Origin of the sequence: Bacillus sp. FSL K6-3431 (genome assembly GCF_038002605.1) — a bacterium.
In the GTDB taxonomy this organism is placed as follows: domain Bacteria; phylum Bacillota; class Bacilli; order Bacillales; family Bacillaceae_C; genus Lederbergia.
Genome location: NZ_JBBOCT010000001.1, coordinates 3,290,075 through 3,314,662, shown reverse-complemented (window position 1 = coordinate 3,314,662; position 24,588 = coordinate 3,290,075). Strand labels below are relative to the sequence as shown.

Sequence of the window (24,588 nt, the reverse complement as noted above, 5' to 3'; positions counted from 1 at the left end):
CTTTCAAAACCAGATAAATGAGAAGGTAAACTTGTGAAACATCGATTTAATTCATATTTGATTAAGTCCTCGATCGATTAGTATCCGTCAGCTCCATGTGTCACCACACTTCCACACCGGACCTATCAACCTGATCATCTTTCAGGGATCTTACTAGCTTGCGCTATGGGAAATCTCATCTTGAGGGGGGCTTCATGCTTAGATGCTTTCAGCACTTATCCCTGCCGCACATAGCTACCCAGCGATGCTCCTGGCGGAACAACTGGTACACCAGCGGTGCGTCCATCCCGGTCCTCTCGTACTAAGGACAGCTCCTCTCAAATTTCCTGCGCCCACGACGGATAGGGACCGAACTGTCTCACGACGTTCTGAACCCAGCTCGCGTACCGCTTTAATGGGCGAACAGCCCAACCCTTGGGACCGACTACAGCCCCAGGATGCGATGAGCCGACATCGAGGTGCCAAACCTCCCCGTCGATGTGAACTCTTGGGGGAGATAAGCCTGTTATCCCCGGGGTAGCTTTTATCCGTTGAGCGATGGCCCTTCCATGCGGAACCACCGGATCACTAAGCCCGACTTTCGTCCCTGCTCGACTTGTAGGTCTCGCAGTCAAGCTCCCTTGTGCCTTTACACTCTGCGAATGATTTCCAACCATTCTGAGGGAACCTTTGGGCGCCTCCGTTACTCTTTAGGAGGCGACCGCCCCAGTCAAACTGCCTGCCAGACACTGTCTCCCAGCCGGATCACGGCTGCGGGTTAGAATGTCAGTACAGCAAGGGTAGTATCCCACCAGTGCCTCCACCGAAGCTAGCGCTCCGGTTTCTACGGCTCCTACCTATCCTGTACAAGCTGCACCAACATTCAATATCAGGCTGCAGTAAAGCTCCACGGGGTCTTTCCGTCCTGTCGCGGGTAACCTGCATCTTCACAGGTACTATAATTTCACCGAGTCTCTCGTTGAGACAGTGCCCAGATCGTTGCGCCTTTCGTGCGGGTCGGAACTTACCCGACAAGGAATTTCGCTACCTTAGGACCGTTATAGTTACGGCCGCCGTTTACTGGGGCTTCAATTCGCACCTTCGACCGAAGTCTAAGCGCTCCTCTTAACCTTCCAGCACCGGGCAGGCGTCAGCCCCTATACTTCGCCTTGCGGCTTCGCAGAGACCTGTGTTTTTGCTAAACAGTCGCCTGGGCCTATTCACTGCGGCTCATCTGGGCTATTCACCCAAATGAGCACCCCTTCTCCCGAAGTTACGGGGTGATTTTGCCGAGTTCCTTAACGAGAGTTCTCTCGATCACCTTAGGATTCTCTCCTCGCCTACCTGTGTCGGTTTGCGGTACGGGCACCTATTTCCTCGCTAGAGGCTTTTCTTGGCAGTGTGGAATCAGGAACTTCGGTACTAAATTTCCCTCGCCATCACAGCTCAGCCTTAGAGTGAAGGATTTACCTCCACTCCAGCCTACCTGCTTGGACGCGCATATCCAGCAGCGCGCTTACCTTATCCTCCTGCGTCCCCCCATTACTCAAACGGAAATAAGGTGGTACAGGAATATCAACCTGTTATCCATCGCCTACGCCTTTCGGCCTCGGCTTAGGCCCCGACTAACCCTGAGCGGACGAGCCTTCCTCAGGAAACCTTGGGCATTCGGTGGAAGGGATTCTCACCCTTCTTTCGCTACTCATACCGGCATTCTCACTTCTAAGCGCTCCACTAGTCCTTCCGGTCTAGCTTCACAGCCCTTAGAACGCTCTCCTACCATTGACACCAGAGGTGTCAATCCGCAGCTTCGGTGATACGTTTAGCCCCGGTACATTTTCGGCGCAGAGTCACTCGACCAGTGAGCTATTACGCACTCTTTAAATGATGGCTGCTTCTGAGCCAACATCCTGGTTGTCTAAGCAACTCCACATCCTTTTCCACTTAACGTATACTTTGGGACCTTAGCTGGCGGTCTGGGTTGTTTCCCTCTCGACTACGGATCTTATCACTCGCAGTCTGACTCCCATGGATAAGTCTTTGGCATTCGGAGTTTGTCTGAATTCGGTAACCCGTTGAGGGCCCCTAGTCCAAACAGTGCTCTACCTCCAAGACTCTAACCATGAGGCTAGCCCTAAAGCTATTTCGGAGAGAACCAGCTATCTCCAGGTTCGATTGGAATTTCACCGCTACCCACACCTCATCCCCGCACTTTTCAACGTACGTGGGTTCGGGCCTCCAGTAAGTGTTACCTTACCTTCACCCTGGACATGGGTAGATCACCTGGTTTCGGGTCTACGACCTCATACTTATTCGCCCTATTCAGACTCGCTTTCGCTGCGGCTCCGTCTCTTCAACTTAACCTTGCATGAAATCGTAACTCGCCGGTTCATTCTACAAAAGGCACGCCATCACGCATTAACGCGCTCTGACTACTTGTAGGCACATGGTTTCAGGATCTATTTCACTCCCCTTCCGGGGTGCTTTTCACCTTTCCCTCACGGTACTGGTTCACTATCGGTCACTAGGGAGTATTTAGCCTTGGGAGATGGTCCTCCCAGATTCCGACGGGATTTCTCGTGTCCCGCCGTACTCAGGATCCACTCTGGAGGGAACGAAGTTTCGATTACAGGGCTGTTACCTTCTCTGGCGGGCCTTTCCAGGCCTCTTCGTCTACCCCGTTCCTTTGTAACTCCGTATAGAGTGTCCTACAACCCCAAGAGGCAAGCCTCTTGGTTTGGGCTTTTCCCGTTTCGCTCGCCGCTACTCAGGGAATCGATGTTTCTTTCTCTTCCTCCGGGTACTTAGATGTTTCAGTTCCCCGGGTCTGCCTTCTATTTCCTATGTATTCAGAAATAGATACTACTCCATTACGAGCAGTGGGTTTCCCCATTCGGAAATCTTCGGATATAACGCTTGCTTACAGCTCCCCGAAGCATATCGGTGTTAGTCCCGTCCTTCATCGGCTCCTAGTGCCAAGGCATCCACCATGCGCCCTTTCTAACTTAATCATTTGGTCCATGATAAGCGATGCATTGCTGCGTCAGCTTCTCATTGCCTGATCATAAAAAAAGGTCATACATACTTACGGATAAATCCATAAGGTGATGTTTCTCGGTTTATTGCTTCTCATTTTATCTGGTTTTCAAAGAACGAAAGTATTTGGTGGAGCCTAGCGGGATCGAACCGCTGACCTCCTGCGTGCAAGGCAGGCGCTCTCCCAGCTGAGCTAAGGCCCCATTAAATTAGAAATATCCCCATTTCAAATAAACAAATGTGGGATGGTGGGCCTGAGTGGACTCGAACCACCGACCTCACGCTTATCAGGCGTGTGCTCTAACCAGCTGAGCTACAGGCCCACATTGTGTGAATGGTAAGAGAGTTCGACCTCTCAAAACTGAACGAAACAAAAACGTCTGTTTATGTTGGCACCGCGGCCAACAGTTTCCTTAGAAAGGAGGTGATCCAGCCGCACCTTCCGATACGGCTACCTTGTTACGACTTCACCCCAATCATCTGTCCCACCTTCGGCGGCTGGCTCCCGTAAGGGTTACCCCACCGACTTCGGGTGTTACAAACTCTCGTGGTGTGACGGGCGGTGTGTACAAGGCCCGGGAACGTATTCACCGTGGCATGCTGATCCACGATTACTAGCGATTCCGGCTTCATGCAGGCGAGTTGCAGCCTGCAATCCGAACTGAGAATGGTTTTATGGGATTAGCTAAACCTCGCGGTCTTGCAACCCTTTGTACCATCCATTGTAGCACGTGTGTAGCCCAGGTCATAAGGGGCATGATGATTTGACGTCATCCCCACCTTCCTCCGGTTTGTCACCGGCAGTCACCTTAGAGTGCCCAACTGAATGCTGGCAACTAAGATTAAGGGTTGCGCTCGTTGCGGGACTTAACCCAACATCTCACGACACGAGCTGACGACAACCATGCACCACCTGTCACTCTGTCCCCCGAAGGGGAAATCCCTATCTCTAGGGTGGTCAGAGGATGTCAAGACCTGGTAAGGTTCTTCGCGTTGCTTCGAATTAAACCACATGCTCCACCGCTTGTGCGGGCCCCCGTCAATTCCTTTGAGTTTCAGCCTTGCGGCCGTACTCCCCAGGCGGAGTGCTTAATGCGTTAACTGCAGCACTAAAGGGCGGAAACCCTCTAACACTTAGCACTCATCGTTTACGGCGTGGACTACCAGGGTATCTAATCCTGTTTGCTCCCCACGCTTTCGCGCCTCAGCGTCAGTTACAGACCAAAGAGCCGCCTTCGCCACTGGTGTTCCTCCACATCTCTACGCATTTCACCGCTACACGTGGAATTCCGCTCTTCTCTTCTGCACTCAAGTCCCCCAGTTTCCAATGACCTTCCACGGTTGAGCCGTGGGCTTTCACATCAGACTTAAAGGACCGCCTGCGCGCGCTTTACGCCCAATAATTCCGGACAACGCTTGCCACCTACGTATTACCGCGGCTGCTGGCACGTAGTTAGCCGTGGCTTTCTGGTCAGGTACCGTCAAGGTACCGGCAGTTACTCCGATACTTGTTCTTCCCTGACAACAGAGTTTTACGATCCGAAAACCTTCATCACTCACGCGGCGTTGCTCCGTCAGACTTTCGTCCATTGCGGAAGATTCCCTACTGCTGCCTCCCGTAGGAGTCTGGGCCGTGTCTCAGTCCCAGTGTGGCCGATCACCCTCTCAGGTCGGCTACGCATCGTTGCCTTGGTGAGCCGTTATCTCACCAACTAGCTAATGCGCCGCGGGCCCATCTGTAAGTGATAGCCGGAGCCATCTTTCAACCTTCCTCCATGAGAAGAAAGAAATTATCCGGTATTAGCTCCGGTTTCCCGAAGTTATCCCAGTCTTACAGGCAGGTTGCCCACGTGTTACTCACCCGTCCGCCGCTAACTTCCGGGAGCAAGCTCCCTTCCATTCGCTCGACTTGCATGTATTAGGCACGCCGCCAGCGTTCGTCCTGAGCCAGGATCAAACTCTCGTTAAAGTGTTTGTAGCTCATTTGCTGGTCTTACATGTATTACTTTTTGACGTTTTGTTTCGTTCAGTTTTCAAAGATCAAACTTGTTCGTTACTTTCTAACAGCAACTTTACTATCATAACTCTTCTACTTAGAAAAGTCAATAGTTTATTTCTTTTTCTTTTTCCGCTTTTTCAATCACTGCAACTTCTGTTTCAGCGACGTCTATTAATATAACAAGTTCTACTAGAATTTGCAATAGCTATTCAATAAAAAGTTTATTCAATTTATTTAACCTCTAACTAAATGCTATATTTCTACACAAAGTATGCCCTTCACAGGGATGGCGAATCCAAACTTAAAGGTATCACCACGCTATGAAGGCCAAGGTATCCACCCTTGCAGAAAGACTGAAAGCTTATTCATAACATAAAGTTCATTTTTTTATTTTGTATTAATGAACGTCTACTCTTTCTTCTATAAAAGAGCTACAAATCTTGTTTCGACCGAGTTTGGAGCTTGATGCAGTATTTTAAAATACCTATTTTTAAACACGATACATATATAATATTAAATAACGGCTGCTAGTTACCTTATACCACTTAACTAATTATTTGTTCTATATATAGATGTCTATTTCTTTCTAAATCAACCATATTGCCATTATCCTTTATCTTAATTAAAGGTCGGGTCAGCGCTTCCGATTTTACATAAACAATTTCTCCTGTTTCTCCATTAGAAAGCTTTACTGCGCTCCCTACAGAAAGTGAAGCAATTCCTGCAACTAAAACTTTTAAAATTGCTATATCAAATTGGCCAAATAAGTCTTCTTCCATGATTTGTAATGTTTTAAATGGTGGTTGCTTTTCTTTATACGGTTTTTCTGTTGTCATTGCATGATAAACATCAGCAATTGCCAGTATTTGTGATAATTGATGTACACGGACACCTTTTTCACCAGTAGGATAACCTGAACCGTCTAATCGCTCATGATGTTGATAAATAGCTAATTTTGCTTCTGGTTTCAGCAATGATAATGTTTTTACCATTTGATAACTATAAATAGGGTGTTTCTTCATTTCATTCCAATCACTTTCAGTAAAAAGCTTTGTTTTAGTTAAAATACTTGGAGTTATTTTTGCCATACCAGAATCCGCGAGACATCCTGCAATCGCTACTTGAAGAGATTGACCTTTATCATATCCTATTCCCCGTGCTAAAAAGTTAGAAATCATAGCAACGGCGATCGCATGGTGGAATAAGTAGTTCTTTTTATTTGAATAAAGATGAATATTTTTAATCCAGTCCTTATCTTGTTCAGATTCCTCAATAAGTGGAATAAGTAATTTTCTTAAACTGGTCATATTTATCCCAAGTCCTGACTGCCAAGATTGAAACTCTCTTTTATATTGCTCTATTGCATGCATATATTTTTCTGAAAAGAATAGGCTAGACGATTCGATATCGGTATTTGTGTTATCAACTTCGGCTTTTACTTTTCTTTCTGTTTTTTTGAGATCACCGTTTGCGACTTTATTTCGAATATCTACTTCTTTTATTAAAAATGCTTTTAATACATGTAGGTGTTTCTCTGTCAGCACAGTATTTGCTGCGATAATAGGATTCTTTGTTTTGCCAATTACATCTTTTTCCAAGATAAAGTCTATACGTATTTCTTCCACATTCAGCCTCACATATATCACCCCAAAAACTATTCTTTACTCCTATTGTATCACAGAAAAAGCGTAGACCCTTGGCCTTCAAGGGATATATAAGTAACATCAGTAAAGTTCCCAAGATCTTTTGGCAACTGCTGATAAACCTAGTTCACCTAGCCCCAGTAGGATATATCACTTTATACAGATATGCTCAAATAAAAAAATTCCGTATAAAAAAAGGACACCAATTGGCGTCCTTTTCTATATGAAAGAAAATATAAGTCTTTTGGGAGATAAAATTTCAAGTTGAATTTTCATACCTAGCTCTAGCTTCAATCGACTAGAGTGCTTGAATTCATTTATTCATCAATTGGTTCTTCCAATGGGGTGGTTGTGTGATCCTCATTATTTTCTATCTTTTCCCCGTCTTGCCCAACTTCTTCAACTACTTCATCTTCTTTTTCAACCTTCGCAACAGTAGCTACGAATTCTTCATCAGCGAGCCTGATCAACGTAACACCTTGTGTATTCCGACCTAAAATGGAGATATCCTTTACATCCATCCGAATCAAAATTCCTCCAGCTGTGATTATCATTAGGTCTTCGTCACCGTTGACAGTTTCTACAGCAACGACCGTACCTGTTCTTTCAGTAATGTTACTAGTAATTAATCCTTTTCCACCACGGGTTTGGATTCTATACTCTTTTGCGGGGGTTCTTTTTCCAAAGCCATTCATTGTCACTACTAGCACATCTTGATTTTCTTCTAGTATTTCCATTCCGACCACTTCATCATCATTCGATAACGTTATTCCTTTTACACCCGTTGCTGTTCGTCCCATCGACCTTACGTCTGTTTCATTAAAGCGAATGAGCAGACCATTTTTTGTTCCCATAATCATGTCTTTATTATTATCTGTTAATTGAACAGATATTAATTCATCATTTTCACGAAGTCCAAGGGCGATCAAACCGTTATTCCTAATATTAGCAAAGGCAGTAAGTGGAGTTCGTTTCACCACACCTTGCTTCGTCGCAAAGAATAAATACCAATCTTCTACAAATTCTTCCACAGGTATAATTGTGTTAACCCATTCGTCCTTTTCGACTCCAAGCATATTAATAATCGGTAAACCTTTTGCCGTTCTATTATACTCGGGAATCTCATACCCTTTTGCACGATACACTTTACCTTTATTTGTAAAAAACAAGATAGTGTCATGGGTTGATGGTGTAATCAAATGTTCAACAAAATCATCTTCGTTTGTTCCCATCCCTTGTATCCCTCGTCCGCCCCGTCTTTGGCTACGGTAAGTAGAAATAGGTAGGCGTTTAATATACCCATTATGAGTTAGCGATACGACAATATTTTCTCTTGGAATAAGATCTTCATCTTCTATATGTCCTAGACCACCTGCTATAATTTCAGTCCGGCGTCCATCGTCGAAACGTTCTTTAATTTCGATTAATTCTTCTCTAATAATCTGCAGAACTTTCTCATCATCTGCTAGTATCCCTTTTAATTCAGAGATAACTTTAAGTAATTCTTGATATTCATCTTCTATTTTTTCCCGTTCCAAGCCTGTTAATCGTTGAAGTCTCATATCTAGAATTGCTTGTGCTTGTTTCTCACTTAATTGGAATTGTTCCATTAATCCTGTGCGGGCAATATCCGTTGTAGCAGAGCCCCTGATTAAGCTAATGATTGCATCAATATGATCTAGCGCTATTCTTAGCCCCTCTAGGATATGGGCCCGTGCTTCAGCTTTACGTAACTCGAATTCTGTTCTGCGTCTAATGACAACCTTTTGATGCTCTAAATAATGGTATAGGCATTGTTTTAAATTTAATACTTTAGGTTGTCCATCTACCAATGCGAGCATATTTATTCCAAAACTCGTCTGTAGGGCAGTCAGTTTATATAAATTATTTAAAATAACATTAGCGTTAGCATCTCTACGTACTTCCATTACAATTCTCATACCTGTTCGGTCAGATTCATCACGCAGATCAGTTAATCCTTCAATCTTCTTATCCCGAACGAGCTCAGCAATCCGTTCAATTAATCTTGCTTTATTTACTTGAAATGGTAGTTCATGCACTAGAATTGTTTCCCTACCATTTGCTTTTGTTTCAATTTCCACTTTTGCACGCATCATAATCGAACCGCGGCCCGTTTCATATGCACTTCTAATACCACTTCTACCAACGATTAATCCGTATGTCGGAAAATCGGGGCCATGAACAAATTCCATTAATTCTGGGATTGTTATTTCCGGATCCTCACTAAGGGCAATCAACGCATTGATCACTTCTCCTAGTTGATGCGGAGGAATATTCGTAGCCATCCCCACAGCAATTCCGGAGGAACCATTGACTAGTAAGTTTGGAAAACGTGCTGGCAAAACTACTGGCTCTCTTTCTGAACCATCATAGTTATCTTTATAATCTATTGTATCTTTATTTAAATCTCGTACAAGTTCCATTGATATTTTTGACATTCTTGCTTCTGTATAACGCATAGCAGCCGCACCGTCGCCATCAACGGACCCAAAGTTTCCATGTCCCTCTATAAGCATATTTCGATAGCTAAAGTCTTGTGCCATCCGCACCATCGTTTCATAAACTGCAGAGTCACCATGTGGATGATACTTACCGATTACTTCACCGACAATCCGTGCTGATTTTTTAAATGCTTTGTCACTTGTCATACCCAAATCATTCATCGCATATAAAATACGACGGTGAACAGGCTTCAAGCCATCCCTTACATCAGGTAAAGCACGTGCTACAATAACACTCATTGCATAATCAAGAAAAGATGAACGCATTTCTTGACTCAAATTAATTTCTTTCACATTCGATCTCGGTAAATCCGCCATACCTTTGGGAACCTCCCTTTCATTGGCAAAAAAGGAATGAGGCACTATTAACACGCCTCAGATCTATTTGCATTTGCCATGTTTCTAGATATCTAAATTTTTAACATAAAGAGCATTTTCCTCAATGAAATTTCTCCGAGGTTCTACCTTCTCGCCCATTAGCATATCAAATGTTTCATCTGCCTCAATTGCATCTTCAAGACTTACTTGAAGTAATGTTCGGGTTTCAGGATTCATCGTTGTTTCCCATAATTGTTCAGGATTCATTTCACCAAGTCCTTTGTAACGTTGGAGTCCTGGTTTAGGTGTTTGAGGAATTTCTGCTAAAAAGTCTTCTAGCTCTTTATCTGAATAAACATAGCTTTCCTTTTTACCTTGGCTAATTTTATATAAAGGTGGCTGTGCAACATAAACAAAGCCCGCCTCTATCAAAGGTCGCATGTATCGGTAAAAGAACGTCAAAAGCAAAGTACGAATATGAGCTCCATCTACGTCAGCATCTGTCATAATCACCATTTTATGATAGCGCGCTTTAGCAATATCAAATTCCTCACCAATTCCTGTTCCTAATGCGGTAATGATCATTCGGATTTCATTATTGGAAAGGATTTTATCAAGGCGTGCCTTTTCAACATTAATAATCTTTCCTCTTAATGGTAAAATCGCTTGAAAATGTCGATCTCTTCCTTGCTTTGCTGAACCGCCAGCAGAGTCACCTTCAACGACGTATACTTCACTGATCTCGGGATCACGGGAAGAACAGTCTGCTAGTTTTCCTGGTAAGTTGGAAATTTCTAGGGCACTTTTTCGACGTGTTAATTCGCGCGCTTTTTTTGCAGCAAGGCGGGCTCTAGCTGCCATTAACCCTTTATCCACAATTTGACGAGCAAGTACAGGGTTTTCCATAAGGACCTTATCTAAATGCTCAGAGAATAAAGAATCTGTAATTGTTCGCGCTTCTGAATTTCCTAGTTTCGTCTTCGTTTGACCTTCAAATTGTGGGTCAGGGTGCTTAATAGAAATGATGGCAGTCATGCCTTCACGGACATCTTCACCAGACAAATTACTATCACTATCTTTAAAAATATTACTTTTACGCGCATAATCATTGATAACACGCGTTAACGCAGTCTTAAACCCAGACTCATGCGTACCACCTTCATATGTGTTGATATTATTTGCGAATGAATATAAATTGCTTGCAAATCCTTCGTTATATTGAATAGCCACTTCAACGGAAATTCCATCACGTTCACCTTCGATATAAATTGGCTCTTCGTGAACAACTTCTTTTGTACGATTTAAGTGTTCGACGTATGATTTAATTCCGCCTTCATAGAAAAATTCATTTCTTTTTGGTTCCTCGCGCTTATCTTCGATGATTAACGTAAGACCCTTGTTTAGAAATGCCAATTCACGAGTTCGGGCTGTTAGTGTATCATAGTCAAACTCCGTTGTTTCTGTAAATATTTCTGAATCTGGCTTGAAGCGAATCGTTGTACCGGTATGGTCTGTTTCTCCGATTACTTTTAAATCAGCAGTAGGAACACCACGCTCATACTTTTGATAATGGATTTCCCCGTTTAAGTGCACATATACTTCTAATTTTTCAGATAGTGCATTTACCACAGATGCACCTACGCCATGCAGTCCACCTGAGACTTTATATCCACCGCCGCCAAATTTTCCACCTGCATGTAAAACAGTCAAAATAACCTCTACTGCAGGTCTTCCCATTTTTTCTTGTATTCCAACTGGGATTCCACGTCCATTATCAGTAACTGTAATACTATTATCTTCTTCTATTGTGAGGAGAATTTCATCACAATGGCCTGCTAATGCTTCATCAATACTATTATCAACGATTTCCCATACTAGATGATGTAAACCTTTCGCACTTGTGGATCCAATATACATACCCGGACGTTTACGGACTGCTTCTAATCCCTCTAGAACTTGTATTTGATTTTCATCGTATGATTGTTCTTGCAATTCTTTTTGATCCATTGTCAAAAAGTTCACCTGCACTTTCCTATTTGTAGAACAAAAGCAATTGACTTATTACTTAGAGCCCCTGTAAGCAGGAGCTAGTATCCACAATATCATAAAAGGTAAGTCACAACTTTTAGATAAACTATATGATTAACTGGTAGCTTGTTGATTTCAATAATCTCTTTTTCAATGTAGCTACAGCGATTGGTGAAAGGTAAATCTGCTTACTTGTAAAAATAACCGATTTATACGAACCATTTGTTAACTTGATCACTTGATCCTTTTTTTCAGTAAATAGCTTTTGAAATTCTTCTGATGCATGGATAGTATCTTTTTCAAGCATCACTATAATCTCACGAGAGCGTACCATTGTATTATCGCCTATATGCACATACATCTGCTCACCTCACCCTATCCATCACTCCGTTTTTCACGGAAAAGGTTGTTGCTTCCTTCAATGTTTGATGATCAATACCATCAATGGTTGTTGTCGTAACAAAGGTCTGTACTTTTCCTTTTATCGTATTTAATAAATGTGATTGGCGGTAATCGTCCAATTCAGACAATACATCATCTAGAAGTAAGATTGGATATTCTCCTATTTCTGAATGAATTAGTTCAATTTCAGCAAGTTTTACAGATAATGCCGTTGTACGTTGCTGTCCTTGCGATCCAAATGTCTGAACATCCCGCCCGTTTACATTAAAAAGGATCTCGTCACGATGTGGCCCAACTAAAGTTACACCACGATCAACTTCTCTGTTTTGAAGAGCAGAGATTTTATTTTCCATCACTTCTACCATCTTTGACCAGTCTGTACTTCCTGATACCTCAAACGAAGGTTTATAGTGAATTTCAAGGTTTTCTAGTCCACGAGAAATACCAGAATGAATAGGTTTAGCCCAATTCTCAAGCATTTGAATAAACTCGAATCGCTTTTTTATGACCTTTACTGCTACATCAATATATTGTTCAGTCAAAACATGGAGAAACGTGTAATCAGTTTGCTTTTTTATTTGCAGCTGTTTCAAATAATGATTACGCTGCTGAAGAATTTTTTGAAATTGACTCATATCATATAAATAGACTGGGGAAACTTGGCCAATTTCCATATCAATAAAACGGCGCCTTATTTGAGGGCTACCTTTCACAAGGTGGAGATCTTCTGGCGCAAACATGACAACATTCATATTCCCAACATACTGACTTAATTTTTGTTGCTCAATATGATTAAATCTTGCCTTTTTTCCTTTTTTTGAGATTGTTAATTCTAGCGGGACAGCCCCTCTAGACTTTTGAACCCTACCCTTTATTTTAGCATACTCTGAATCCCAGCGGATTAAATCTTTATCGTTCGATGTTCGATGTGATTTAGCCATACCTAAAACATAAATGGATTCCATGACATTTGTCTTTCCTTGCGCATTTTCTCCTAAGATAACATTTACATTATTTTCAAATGATATGGAGAGTTTTTCATAATTTCTGTAATTTTGTAACTCCAAATCTTCAATGTACATGAAGTCGACATCCTTTAACGGGTAACAACGTAAGTTCCAATTCCCGGTATTTCAATTTGATCTCCTACTTTAAGTTTCCGACCTCTTCTTTGATCTTGTTCACTATTTATAAAAACATCATGTTCACTAAGAAACCACTTTGCCATTCCTCCTGATTGAATGATGTCAGCAAGTTTCAAAAACTGTCCTAATGTAATTACTTCCGTATCAATTTTAATGTTATTTTCCACATTTTCACTCTTTCCCATGAGTAGTCATTCCTTTATTTTACTAAACTTTAACGTTTTTTACAAAGATCTAATAATCGGTAAAAAATGCGTAATATGTCCATGTAGATCCAATTTTCTATAATCACAAAAAACCCCACCTTTATGGGCAGGACCTTTTATGATTAAAATAAGCGAAATAGAAGAGTAACCACTTTTTTAGAATGTACGAACTGGTAGGATCAGCTGCAAGATGGAAGTATCCTCTGCAGAACGAATGATAAATGGCCTCATCGCACCGGTAAAGCTAATAGTTATATTTGTACCTTCTAGTGCTCTTAAAGCATCCATCATATATTTTGCACTAAATGATATTTTTAGTTCTTCTCCCTCAATCGATTCACTTTGAATTTCTTCAATTACATTTCCAATTTCAGGGGTGTTTGAGGAAACTTCTATAATTTTCCCTTCAAGTGTAGCTAATTTTACAACGTTATTTCTTTCCCCACGTGCAAGCAAGGAAGCACGATCGATCGCTTGAAGGAATTCACGTGCGTGTAAAACAAGTTCTGTTTTACTCTCTGTCGGAATTAATCTTGAGGTATCAGGATAATTTCCTTCCAATCTCCGTGAAAAGAATAAAATGTTTTTTGATTTAAAAAGAATTTGGTTTTCCGTAAATACAATTTCAACTGGATCATTAGAATCATCTAATATTTTACTTAATTCAATTAAACTTTTTCCTGGAATAACAGCCGTATATGAAACCGCAGGGTCAATTTCTATTGGAGCAGTTCTCATAGCAAGCCTATGGCTGTCTGTTGCTGTACAAGTAAGAATACCCTCTGTAATCTGCCAGTTTACACCTGTCAAGATAGGGCGTGTTTCTGAGGTGGACACTGCAAATACAGTTTGTCTGACTAATGTTTTTAGCAAATCGGTTGGTATAGAAAAAACATTTTCCTCAGAAATTTGCGGTAGATGCGGATATTCATCAGGATCTTGACCATTTAAGTTAAATTCAGCTTTTCCCGATCTAATAATTGTTTGATGATGATTTAAAACTTCAATTTCTACGGTATCCATCGGAAGCTTTCGAACAATTTCTCCAAAAAACTTAGCGTTTAATACGATTCCACCAGTTTGCATTATTTCAATTATTTCAATACCTGCTTCTTCTGTAGGTATAAAAGATTCAATCGATATGTCAGAGTCACTTCCAGTAAAAGTTACTCCTTCTTCAGATGCAATAATTTTAATCCCTGTAAGGATTGGGATGGTTGTTCTTGTAGAAATGGCTTTCATCACGTCCTGTACATTATCAATAAGACGATCTCGCTGAATGATGAATTTCATGCTATGTTCCTCCAAGTCTAAAAATTTGGCTATTAAGCCAGTATATATAGTTATTTTTAAAAGAAAAGATAGTAGTAATAGTAGTAGGGCTTGTGGATATGTGGATAACTATGTTAATCGTTTGAAAACACAGTCTATCCCCATGTGGACAGACTGTGTGCAATATAGGCACAGTTATACACATAATCCCCATTATTGTTTTTTTAGAGACTCACGAATTTCTTCTATTTTACTATGAAATTCAGGGTCAGAAGCCAACATTTTTGAAATCTTTTCATGGGCATGAATAACTGTAGTATGATCACGGCCTCCAAATTCTTCTCCAATTTTAGGAAGAGAAAAATCTGTCATTTCGCGAGATAAAAACATAGCAATTTGACGTGGAAAGGCGATTGACTGTGTACGTTTTTTCGCTTTAAAATCTTCAAGTTTTATATTATATTCAGCACCGATCATTTTTTGAATATCTAAGATAGTAATGACCTTTGGTTTTGAGCTGGGAATAATATTTTTTAATGCTTCAGCTGCTAGATCCGCATTGATATCTTTATTAATTAGCGATGAATACGCAACAACCCTAATAAGAGCACCTTCTAATTCCCTGATATTCGAGTCAATTTGATTAGCAATGTATAGCATGACTTCATTTGGAATATCAAGGCCATCAGCCTTCGCTTTTTTGCGTAAAATGGCAATTCGTGTTTCAAGATCTGGGGGTGTAATATCAGTAATTAGTCCCCATTCAAATCTAGATCTTAAACGATCTTCAAGTGTAGGTATTTCTTTCGGAGGACGATCACTTGAAATGACAATTTGTTTGCTTTCTTCATGCAAAGTATTAAATGTATGGAAAAATTCCTCTTGTGTTTGTTCTTTTCCAGCTAAAAATTGAATATCATCGATTAATAGAACATCAGCATTTCGATATTTATTTCGAAAATCAACAGCCTTATTATCGCGGATTGAGTTGATAAATTCATTTGTAAACTTTTCAGAGGACAAATACACTACTTTTGCGGCTGGATTATGCTCTTGAACATAGTGGCCGATTGCGTGCATTAAATGGGTTTTACCCATACCAACTCCTCCATAAATGAATAAAGGATTATACGCATTTGCTGGAGCCTCTGCTACAGCAAGTGATGCTGCGTGTGCAAAGCGATTACCGGAGCCAATAACAAAGGTGTCGAATGTATATTTGGGATTTAACATACTTTGATAAATATCTGTAGCTTCATTATTTTTAACATCGTTTGCGACGGGAGGAATATTATCTTCATCTTCTTGCTGGGGTGGAATAATAAATTTCACATTTAGCTCTTCTCCAATAATCTCATACAGCAATCCTGAGATTAGTTGGGAGTATCTACCTTCAAGCCAGTCCCTAGCAAATTCATTTGGAGCAGTAATAACCATTGTATCTCCTTGCAATACGTGAGCCTTCGTAAATTTCAACCAAGTATCGAAACTAGGTTTACTAACCTTTTTTTCAATGTTTATCAGGACCTGATCCCAAAGATCAGTTATATTCTCCAAAGCTATACCTCCTTTACATAAACTTTTATATCTTCTGTTATATAACTGTTTCTCACCAAATTTACTCATATTAATAATTATACAAATCTATGAATGTGGAAAACATATAATAAGGAAGAGAAGTGGTTTTCGACATCATCCACGCAATGTGGACAAGTTTATCCATCGATGGTGAATAAACTATCCACATCTTATCCACAATCTGGGGATAAGTGAATTACCCACAAAATGTATTCAGAGTGAAAACATCATAATCATAACAAATAAAAGCAAGCTTAGCAATGCACAAAGAAAATTATCCACAAACCTAATGGCCAGTGAATTAAAATTGTCCACAGCCACTTAGTTTGTGAAAAAGCTGTCGATATGTGTTGTGGATAATAAAAACAGTGTCGAAATCTATCCACAACCTAAAATTAATGAGAAGTTTAGTAAATATACTTCAAAAAAATAGGGGAAATTTGAATGAAGGGTTGACAATCATTTGCTTAGGTCTTTATAATTGATTAGTATGTCTGGAATTGAATTTTTTTTTACCTTCGAGGAGGTGTCATAGTATGAAAAGAACTTTCCAACCAAATAAACGTAAAAGAAGCAAAGTACACGGTTTCCGTGCGCGCATGAGTTCAAAAACTGGCCGCAACATTTTGGCTGCTCGTCGTCGCAAAGGAAGAAAAGTGTTATCAGCGTAGACCACTGAAACGTCTCAGTGGTCTTTTTTTCTAATAAATGATGGGAAACACGGAAAAACTATTTTTCTGATCTGCAGGATGCTAGCCTCTTATAAACAAAATTTCTTTAAGAGGCTAGTTCTATAGAAATAATGATAAAGTGCCGTGCTTATAATAATGTTTTTAATAGATTTAAATTGCGGGTGAATGTATGAAAAAAGCTTTTAGAATTAAGAAAAATGATGACTTCCAAGCTGTTTTCAAAAAAGGGAAATCGGTTGCAAACAGGCAGTTTGTTATATATATATTGAACAAAGAGGAACAAAAGAACTATAGATTAGGTTTATCAGTTAGTAAAAAAATCGGAAATGCAGTAGTAAGAAATCATATTAAACGCTATGTCCGCCAGGTTTTTCATGAATTATCGGAGCATGTGGTACCGGGGAAAGATTATGTAATTATCGCCAGGAAACCTGTTGCTGTAATGGATTATCATACAGTGAAAAAAAGTCTGGAGCATGTGCTTAGATTAGGAAAATGTTTAAAAAGTAGGGAAAAGTAAAAAAAGATATCAGTTTTTTTACTATTAGCATTAAAAGGTGTTAAAATATCCGATATAGTGATTTCAGGTGAGTAGGGAGGAAAAAAGGCTTGAAAAAAAGAATATTATTGATGTCAGCAATCTTAGTGTTAATGCTGATAGCAACAGGTTGTGCAACAATTGATAACCCTAACTATATAACAGCTGAAAGTACGGGATTTTGGAGTGAATATATTGTTTATCCGCTTTCTTGGCTTATTACTACAGTAGCAGAAATATTGGGTAACAGCTACGGCTTATCTATTATTATCGTCACACTTTTAATTCGTTTGGCTATTTTGCCATTGATGATTAAACAAACAAGAAATTCAAAGGCAATGCAGGCTCTTCAGCCAGAAATGAAGAAATTAAAAGAAAAGTACAGTTCAAAAGATCAAAAAACACAACAACAATTGCAACAAGAAACAATGCAGCTTTTCCAAACGCATAAAGTTAATCCACTTGCAGGCTGTTTTCCATTACTTGTTCAAATGCCAATTTTAATTGGATTCTATCAAGCAATTATTAGAACAGAAGGAATTGGGAAAGCGGGCGACTTCCTTTGGTTTGACCTTGGTGCACCGGATCCTATTTATTTATTACCGATTATTGCTGGTGCAACGACGTTTTTACAACAGAAAATTATGATGTCTGGTATGTCGGGGCAAAACCCACAAATGCAAATGATGTTATACATCATGCCAGCTATGATCTTAATCTTTGCTGTGAACTTCCCAGCAGCACTTGCGCTTTATTGGGTAGTAGGTAATATTTTTATGATTGCTCAAACTTATTTTATTAAATCGCCAGTTGTGGGAAAAGTGAAAGAAACAGATGGAGGAGCGGGGGGAGCTAAAAAGTGAGAGAAATCACTGCTACAGGACAGACCGTCGAGGAAGCAGTAGAATCCGCACTGGCTCAACTAAACGCAACAAGAGAAACAATAGACATCAATATCGTAGATGAGGGAAAAAGAGGGCTGTTTGGTTTATTTGGTTCTCGTCCAGCAGTTGTAGAAGTTACGATGAAGCCGGATGCAGTAGAAACTGCCAAGGAATATCTGCTAACTGTATTAAAGCATATGGAAATTGATGCTGAAATAGAAACAGTTCAAGAAGATGAACGAAATGTTACTTTTCATATCTCTGGTGAAAAAATGGGATTGTTAATAGGTAAAAGAGGACAAACTGTTAATTCGCTACAATATTTAACTCAATTGGCGGCAAATCGACATTCCAAACACTATATTACAATTATTTTGAATCCAGAAGATTATCGAGAAAGACGCAAAGAAACATTGATTCAATTGGCTGAGCGGCTTGCATCAAAAGCACTACACCTTAAAAAACCTGTTTTATTAGAACCAATGCCAAATTATGAACGAAAAGTTGTTCATACTGCGCTTTCAAATAATAAGAATATCCAAACTCTTTCAAAAGGGGAAGAACCTAAACGTTATGTTGTAATTGAACCTCGGTTGAAAGAGAAAAATCAATAAATCGCACCTGAAATAAACAAAGTATAAAAAGAACCTTTCTAAATTGGAGGTTCTTTTTGTTTTACCTCATTTTGAAACTTTCATCATGTCTAAATCGTCAATAGTAAGAGTAATGGTATTATTTAGTGATTATTAAAATAATAATGTTAAAATAAGAGAATGAATAATTAGGAAGTGAGAATATGAGGAGAAATTTTTTACAATTGATTGAAGTAAAACAAAGTGAAGATATATCATTATACATACTTTCGGTCTTATTTCTTTGGTTGAAAATGGGTGCGCTTTATATATGGGTATTTCATATAAATGTTCAGTCATGGAGTGAAGGAATAGCCTTAGCCTTAACCTCACTTGGATCGGCTACACTTCTTCTTGGCATTGGATTTGCGTTTTCAAAGAAAAGGAGAATAGCTGCACTACTTATAATACATATAATACTTACCTTTTTATTATTTGGAAATGTCTTGTATTACCGATTTTATATTGATTTTATAACCGTACCAGTATTGTTGCAATTCCAAAATGTCGGTGGGCTTAGCCAAAGTACATTGGAATTGATAAGTATCTTTGATGTATTATTATTTCTTGATATTGTAATCCTAGTTATGCTCTTAAAGAATAAACGGCTTCCACAACTATCAGGAAAAAGAAGTGTATGGCGAAAAATGGCATGTGTGATAATAATTGCTCCGCTAGTTTTAACATTAATTATTAATACTGGCTTTTGGAATAAATCGTATGATAGGGAATTAATGGTAAAGTCACTTGGTCTCTATCATTATCATTTATATGATTTACTTGCATACTCCAAAAACACAGTAAATAGTGCCTTTGCTGATGGGACGGAAATATTGGAGATTAAAAATTATACGGATAAGAAACAAAAACAGTCTAAAGCATCTGAATTACATGGGATAGCTAAAAATAAAAATGTTGTAATGATTTTCCTAGAGTCTACTCAATCGTTTGTGATAGATAGACAAATTAATAGTCAAGAAGTTACACCTTTTTTGAATAAAATGAAAGAAGAAAGTTTGTATTTCACGAATTTCTATCATCAGACAGCTCAAGGAAAAACATCTGATGCTGAATTTATTATTGATAATAGTCTTTATCCTCTTCCGGGGGGATCCGTGTTTGTTAGAAGACCACAAAATGTGTTTTATAGTTTACCTCAAATTCTGAAAGAAAAGGATTACTTTTCAGCTTCTTTTCATGGTAATGACGCACAGTTTTGGAATCGCTCGGTCATGTATGAATCACTTGGATATGATGAATTTTATTCAAAGGAATATTTTGAAGTAAATGATGATAATTCCGTGAATTATGGATTAAAAGATATTCCATTCTTACAACAGTCTGTTCCGTATTTACAATCTTTACCCCAACCTTTTTATTCTAAACTATTAACATTAACAAATCACTTTCCGTTTTTGTTAGAACCAGAAGATTTATTTATGGATGAAGCAGAAACAGATCAAGGTGTAGTGAATAGATATTTTACAACTGTCCGTTATGAAGATGAAGCGATTAAGACCTTTTTTAAACAAATAAAGGGAACGGAGTTATATAATAATTCTATATTTGTCTTGGTTGGTGATCATTATGGTATTTCAAGAAATTATTATGATGCACTTGGGGAAGTCTTGAATAAACAAATAACGTCTGCAGATCATATGGAATTACAAAAGGTGCCGCTAATTATTCATATTCCAGGGTTGGAAGGGCAGGTTATCGAGACGGTTGGGGGTCAAATAGATCTGAGAACGACCATTCTTGATTTACTGGGTATTGATAAAAAAGATGAAACAGTAGCATTTGGTACAAGTTTACTCGCGGATGATCATAAAAACCTAGTCATATTTCGAGATGGAAGCTTTGCTACTTCTAACCATTTATTTAGTGAAGGAGAGTGCCTTAGTATAAAGACAGGGGAGAAAGTGAAACGAAATAAATGCACGCCATATTTTGAACAGGTTCAGCGAGAATTAAATTATTCGGATAAAGTAATTTTTGGTGATTTATTAAAATTTATACATGATTAAGGTAAATAGCGGAAGAAATAAGCTGTCGATTATAAACTAAATTCCAGATAATTTGACGAAACCTTGGTTAAATGCCAAGGTTTTTTTATCGTTCATTAAGAATAGCCATCAATTGATAATTTACAAATAAGTACGCCGTATTGTTATTCACATGTGGATAAGTTAAAATAAGGAATACTACATTGTAAATGTGGGTAATATTTTACATCTGTAAAATATTCTTTTATATAGATAGAAATTTTGTTACTCTATTATATTGGGGATAAATATCCTATAAATGATAAATTTCATGCAACTGCATGATGAGATAAATGTCAATACGAGAAAGAGGGGTGGAGAAGATGGAATTTGAAACTATAACCGCCATTTCTACTCCCATGGGTGAGGGAGCAATTGCTATTGTACGCTTAAGTGGGGATGAAGCGATCAAAATTGCGGATCAAGTTTTTCGTAGTGCAGGGGGAAGTAAACTTGTAGAGGTACCATCACATACGATTCACTATGGTAGAATTATTGATCCAAAGTCACAAGAAACGGCAGAGGAAGTTATGGTCAGTGTGATGAAAGGTCCACGCACTTTTACTCGGGAAGATGTTGTAGAAATTAACTGTCACGGTGGCATTGTTTCTGTTAATCGAGTGCTGCAGCTAGTATTAAATGCGGGAGCACAACTAGCCGAACCTGGCGAATTTACAAAACGTGCATTTCTTAATGGTCGAATTGATTTATCACAAGCGGAAGCGGTTATGGACTTGATTAGAGCAAAGACAGACCGAGCTATGGGTGTTGCCCTAGGACAAATGGAAGGACGTCTATCAAAACTGATTAAAGGGCTTAGGCAGGAGATTATTGATACAGTAGCACATGTTGAGGTCAATATTGATTACCCTGAATATGATGATGTTGAAGAAATGACCCATCGAATGCTTGTTGATAAGGCCACGTATATAAAGGGTGAACTTCAAAAATTAATCCAAACTTCAGAGCAAGGAAAAATTTTACGTGAAGGTCTTTCCACTGTTATTATTGGAAGGCCAAATGTTGGTAAATCATCCTTATTGAATAGTTTGGTTCAAGAAAATAAAGCAATCGTGACAGATGTACCTGGGACAACTAGGGATGTCATTGAAGAATATGTAAATGTACGTGGAGTACCACTAAGATTGGTTGATACGGCAGGAATTAGGGAAACGGAAGACATTGTAGAACGAATTGGTGTAGAGCGTTCAAGACAAGTTTTAAAGAAAGCCGATTTAATTTTACTCGTACTTAATTCTGCGGACGAACTTACAATCGAAGATGAACAGCTTTTTGCTGCAGTCGAAAAGATGGATGTCATCGTTATTATAAATAAAACAGATTTACCACAACAAATAAATATGGATCGCGTCAGAGAAATTGCTGAAAGTCATCAAATTGTTACGACTTCATTATTAGAAGAAGAAGGAATTGATGATCTAGAACAAGCGATAGCAGGCATGTTTTTTCAAGGCAAACTTGAAGCAGCAGATATTACTTATGTATCGAATAATCGCCACATTGCTCTACTACATCAAGCGTTACAAGCTATAGAGGATGTGCTATCGGGTATAGACTTTGGAACACCCATCGATATTATTCAAATAGATTTAACCCGTACATGGGAATTACTTGGAGAAATAATTGGCGATACAGTTCAGGAAAGCTTAATAAATGAGCTATTCTCCCAATTTTGCTTAGGGAAGTAGAGGAACAACGGCTAAGGACGCCACGTCGTGTGGGTCTTGAAATTTAAGGAGGTTCAATTTAATTATGAAACAATATGAGGCAGGCCAATATGATGTTATTGTGATTGGTGCAGGCCATGCCGGGTGTGAAGCGGGCTTAGCGGCTGCTCGAATGGGCGCAAATACGTTAATGCTTACGCTTAATCTTGATATGGTAGCTTTTATGCCATGTAACCCATCTGTTGGAGGTCCAGCTAAAGGGGTTGTCGTTCGTGAGATTGATGCACTTGGTGGAGAAATGGCAAAAAACCTAGATAAAACGTATATTCAAATGCGCATGCTAAATACAGGAAAGGGACCAGCTGTACAAGCATTACGTGCACAAGCAGATAAATTTCAATATCAACATGAAATGAAGAACACATTGGAAAATGAACGAAACCTTACCTTACTTCAAGGAATGGTTGATGAATTGATCGTAGAAAATGAAGAATGTAAGGGTGTAGTAGCAAAAACAGGAGCGGTTTATCGTGCGAAATCCGTCATTATTACAACAGGTACATTCCTCCGGGGAGAAATCATTTTAGGTGAATTGAAATATTCAAGCGGTCCCAATAATCAACAACCATCGATTAAGCTTTCCGAACACCTTGAACAATTGGGTTTTGAATTGGCTCGCTTTAAAACAGGGACGCCACCGAGAATTAACAGTAAAACAATTGATTATAGTAAAACGGAAATTCAACCTGGTGATGATGAACCGTTAGCATTTAGTTATGAAACAACTGAATTCATAACAGATCAATTACCGTGCTGGCTCACATATACGACTGCAAAAACACATCAGCTTATTGACGAAAACTTGCATCGTTCACCGATGTTTTCAGGTATGGTAAAGGGAACTGGCGCCCGCTATTGTCCTTCTATTGAAGATAAAGTCGTTCGTTTTCATGATAAGCCACGTCATCAAGTTTTTCTTGAACCTGAAGGACGTAATACGAATGAAGTGTACGTACAAGGACTTTCCACAAGCATGCCGGAAGAAATTCAACATGAGTTGATTACTTCAGTTCCGGGCTTGGAAAATGCCCGCATGATGAGACCAGGCTATGCGATTGAGTATGATGCGATTATACCTACACAGCTATGGCCAACATTGGAAACAAAGAAAATTAAAAACTTGTATACAGCTGGGCAAATTAATGGGACATCAGGATATGAGGAAGCTGCTGCACAAGGTATTATGGCTGGGATCAATGCAGCAAGAAATATATTGGGCAAAGAAGAAGTTATTTTAAGTCGCTCTGATGGCTATATCGGAGTATTAATTGATGACCTTGTAACAAAAGGCACAAATGAACCATATCGTTTGCTTACTTCAAGAGCAGAATATCGACTATTACTTCGCCATGATAACGCCGATTTACGTTTGACTGAAATTGGCCACGAAATAGGACTTATTTCAGATAAACGTTATAATAAATATATTGAGAAAAAATCAGCAATAGAAGATGAGATAAATCGACTTCGTTCTACTATTTTAAAACCGAATGAAGAAGTGCAAGATGTGATACGTCGGGAAGGTGGAAGTGAATTAAAAGATGGGATTCGCGCATCCGATTTATTAAAAAGGACAGAAATGTCATATAAACACATTCATGAAATAATACCGGCGGATAGCAACTTACCTAAAGATGTAACAGAACAAGTTGAGATCCAGATCAAATATGAAGGATATATTAATAAATCCCTACAGCAAGTGGAAAGACTTAAAAAATTAGAAGACAAAAAGATCCCTGAAAATATTGATTATGATGCCATCAATGGAATCGCTACAGAGGCTCGTCATAAACTCAATGAAGTACGCCCGCTTTCAATAGCCCAGGCTTCACGGATTGCAGGGGTTAATCCTGCTGATATTTCAATTTTACTTGTATATATTGAACATGGGAAAATTGCCCGAGTATCTGGAGATGTTTAA

15 protein-coding genes, 2 tRNA genes and 2 rRNA genes are annotated in these 24,588 nt (G+C 39.3%); 7 read left to right on the top strand and 12 right to left on the bottom strand.

Features of this window, described 5'->3' with window-relative positions; translation table 11 throughout:
• Positions 1-57: 57 nt before the first annotated feature.
• From MHB53_RS15995 to dnaA, 12 genes are all read right to left on the bottom strand, one after another.
• Positions 58-2,990: ribosomal RNA gene (locus MHB53_RS15995) — 23S ribosomal RNA — on the bottom strand.
• 152 nt (positions 2,991-3,142) lie between these two features.
• Positions 3,143-3,218, bottom strand: a tRNA-Ala gene (locus MHB53_RS15990).
• Between the two features lie 43 nt (positions 3,219-3,261).
• Positions 3,262-3,338, bottom strand: a tRNA-Ile gene (locus MHB53_RS15985).
• 94 nt (positions 3,339-3,432) lie between these two features.
• Positions 3,433-4,984, bottom strand: a 16S ribosomal RNA gene (locus MHB53_RS15980).
• The 16S and 23S rRNA genes sit together here with 2 tRNA genes alongside, the layout of an rRNA operon.
• Before the next feature lie 575 nt (positions 4,985-5,559).
• Positions 5,560-6,639: an HD-GYP domain-containing protein gene (locus MHB53_RS15975; RefSeq protein WP_340920169.1), complete on the bottom strand. Its 1,080-nt coding sequence runs from the start codon at positions 6,637-6,639 to the stop codon at positions 5,560-5,562.
• A 335-nt stretch (positions 6,640-6,974) separates the two neighbouring features.
• Positions 6,975-9,497, bottom strand: a complete 2,523-nt coding sequence (gene gyrA / locus MHB53_RS15970; RefSeq protein WP_340920167.1) for a DNA gyrase subunit A — start codon at positions 9,495-9,497, stop codon at positions 6,975-6,977.
• A gap of 84 nt (positions 9,498-9,581) precedes the next feature.
• On the bottom strand, positions 9,582-11,504 hold the full coding sequence (gyrB, locus tag MHB53_RS15965) for a DNA topoisomerase (ATP-hydrolyzing) subunit B (RefSeq protein WP_340924765.1): 1,923 nt from the start codon (positions 11,502-11,504) through the stop codon (positions 9,582-9,584).
• Positions 11,505-11,631: 127 nt separating this feature from the next.
• Entirely contained in the window at positions 11,632-11,886 is a 255-nt protein-coding gene (remB, locus tag MHB53_RS15960; protein WP_340920165.1) for an extracellular matrix regulator RemB, read from the bottom strand.
• A 4-nt stretch (positions 11,887-11,890) separates the two neighbouring features.
• Positions 11,891-13,009 (bottom strand): DNA replication/repair protein RecF, encoded by a 1,119-nt coding sequence (recF, locus tag MHB53_RS15955; protein ID WP_340920162.1) that lies wholly within the window; start codon positions 13,007-13,009, stop codon positions 11,891-11,893.
• 14 nt (positions 13,010-13,023) lie between these two features.
• Complete coding sequence (gene yaaA, locus MHB53_RS15950) at positions 13,024-13,257, bottom strand: S4 domain-containing protein YaaA (protein ID WP_340920160.1); 234 nt, start codon at positions 13,255-13,257, stop codon at positions 13,024-13,026.
• 177 nt (positions 13,258-13,434) lie between these two features.
• On the bottom strand, positions 13,435-14,571 hold the full coding sequence (gene dnaN / locus MHB53_RS15945) for a DNA polymerase III subunit beta (RefSeq protein ID WP_340920157.1): 1,137 nt from the start codon (positions 14,569-14,571) through the stop codon (positions 13,435-13,437).
• A 192-nt stretch (positions 14,572-14,763) separates the two neighbouring features.
• Entirely contained in the window at positions 14,764-16,107 is a 1,344-nt protein-coding gene (gene dnaA / locus MHB53_RS15940; RefSeq protein ID WP_340920155.1) for a chromosomal replication initiator protein DnaA, read from the bottom strand.
• Positions 16,108-16,664: 557 nt separating this feature from the next.
• On the opposite strand from dnaA, the gene rpmH reads away from it, so the two are divergent.
• The 7 genes from rpmH (at position 16,665) to mnmG (ending at position 24,588) form a co-directional block, all read left to right on the top strand.
• Positions 16,665-16,799 (top strand): 50S ribosomal protein L34, encoded by a 135-nt coding sequence (gene rpmH, locus MHB53_RS15935; protein ID WP_066144591.1) that lies wholly within the window; start codon positions 16,665-16,667, stop codon positions 16,797-16,799.
• Positions 16,800-16,989: 190 nt separating this feature from the next.
• Positions 16,990-17,340, top strand: a complete 351-nt coding sequence (gene rnpA, locus MHB53_RS15930) for a ribonuclease P protein component (protein ID WP_340920147.1) — start codon at positions 16,990-16,992, stop codon at positions 17,338-17,340.
• Between the two features lie 89 nt (positions 17,341-17,429).
• On the top strand, positions 17,430-18,221 hold the full coding sequence (spoIIIJ, locus tag MHB53_RS15925; RefSeq protein ID WP_340920145.1) for a YidC family membrane integrase SpoIIIJ: 792 nt from the start codon (positions 17,430-17,432) through the stop codon (positions 18,219-18,221).
• Positions 18,218-18,856, top strand: coding sequence for an RNA-binding cell elongation regulator Jag/EloR (gene jag, locus MHB53_RS15920; RefSeq protein ID WP_340920143.1), 639 nt, complete (start codon positions 18,218-18,220; stop codon positions 18,854-18,856). Before spoIIIJ ends, jag begins: the two co-directional genes overlap by 4 nt.
• 182 nt (positions 18,857-19,038) lie before the next feature.
• The gene (locus MHB53_RS15915; protein ID WP_340920141.1) at positions 19,039-20,901 is read left to right on the top strand and encodes an LTA synthase family protein; all 1,863 of its coding nucleotides are present in this window, start codon (positions 19,039-19,041) and stop codon (positions 20,899-20,901) included.
• A 341-nt stretch (positions 20,902-21,242) separates the two neighbouring features.
• On the top strand, positions 21,243-22,628 hold the full coding sequence (mnmE, locus tag MHB53_RS15910; protein ID WP_340920139.1) for a tRNA uridine-5-carboxymethylaminomethyl(34) synthesis GTPase MnmE: 1,386 nt from the start codon (positions 21,243-21,245) through the stop codon (positions 22,626-22,628).
• A gap of 64 nt (positions 22,629-22,692) precedes the next feature.
• Positions 22,693-24,588: a tRNA uridine-5-carboxymethylaminomethyl(34) synthesis enzyme MnmG gene (gene mnmG, locus MHB53_RS15905; RefSeq protein ID WP_340920138.1), complete on the top strand. Its 1,896-nt coding sequence runs from the start codon at positions 22,693-22,695 to the stop codon at positions 24,586-24,588.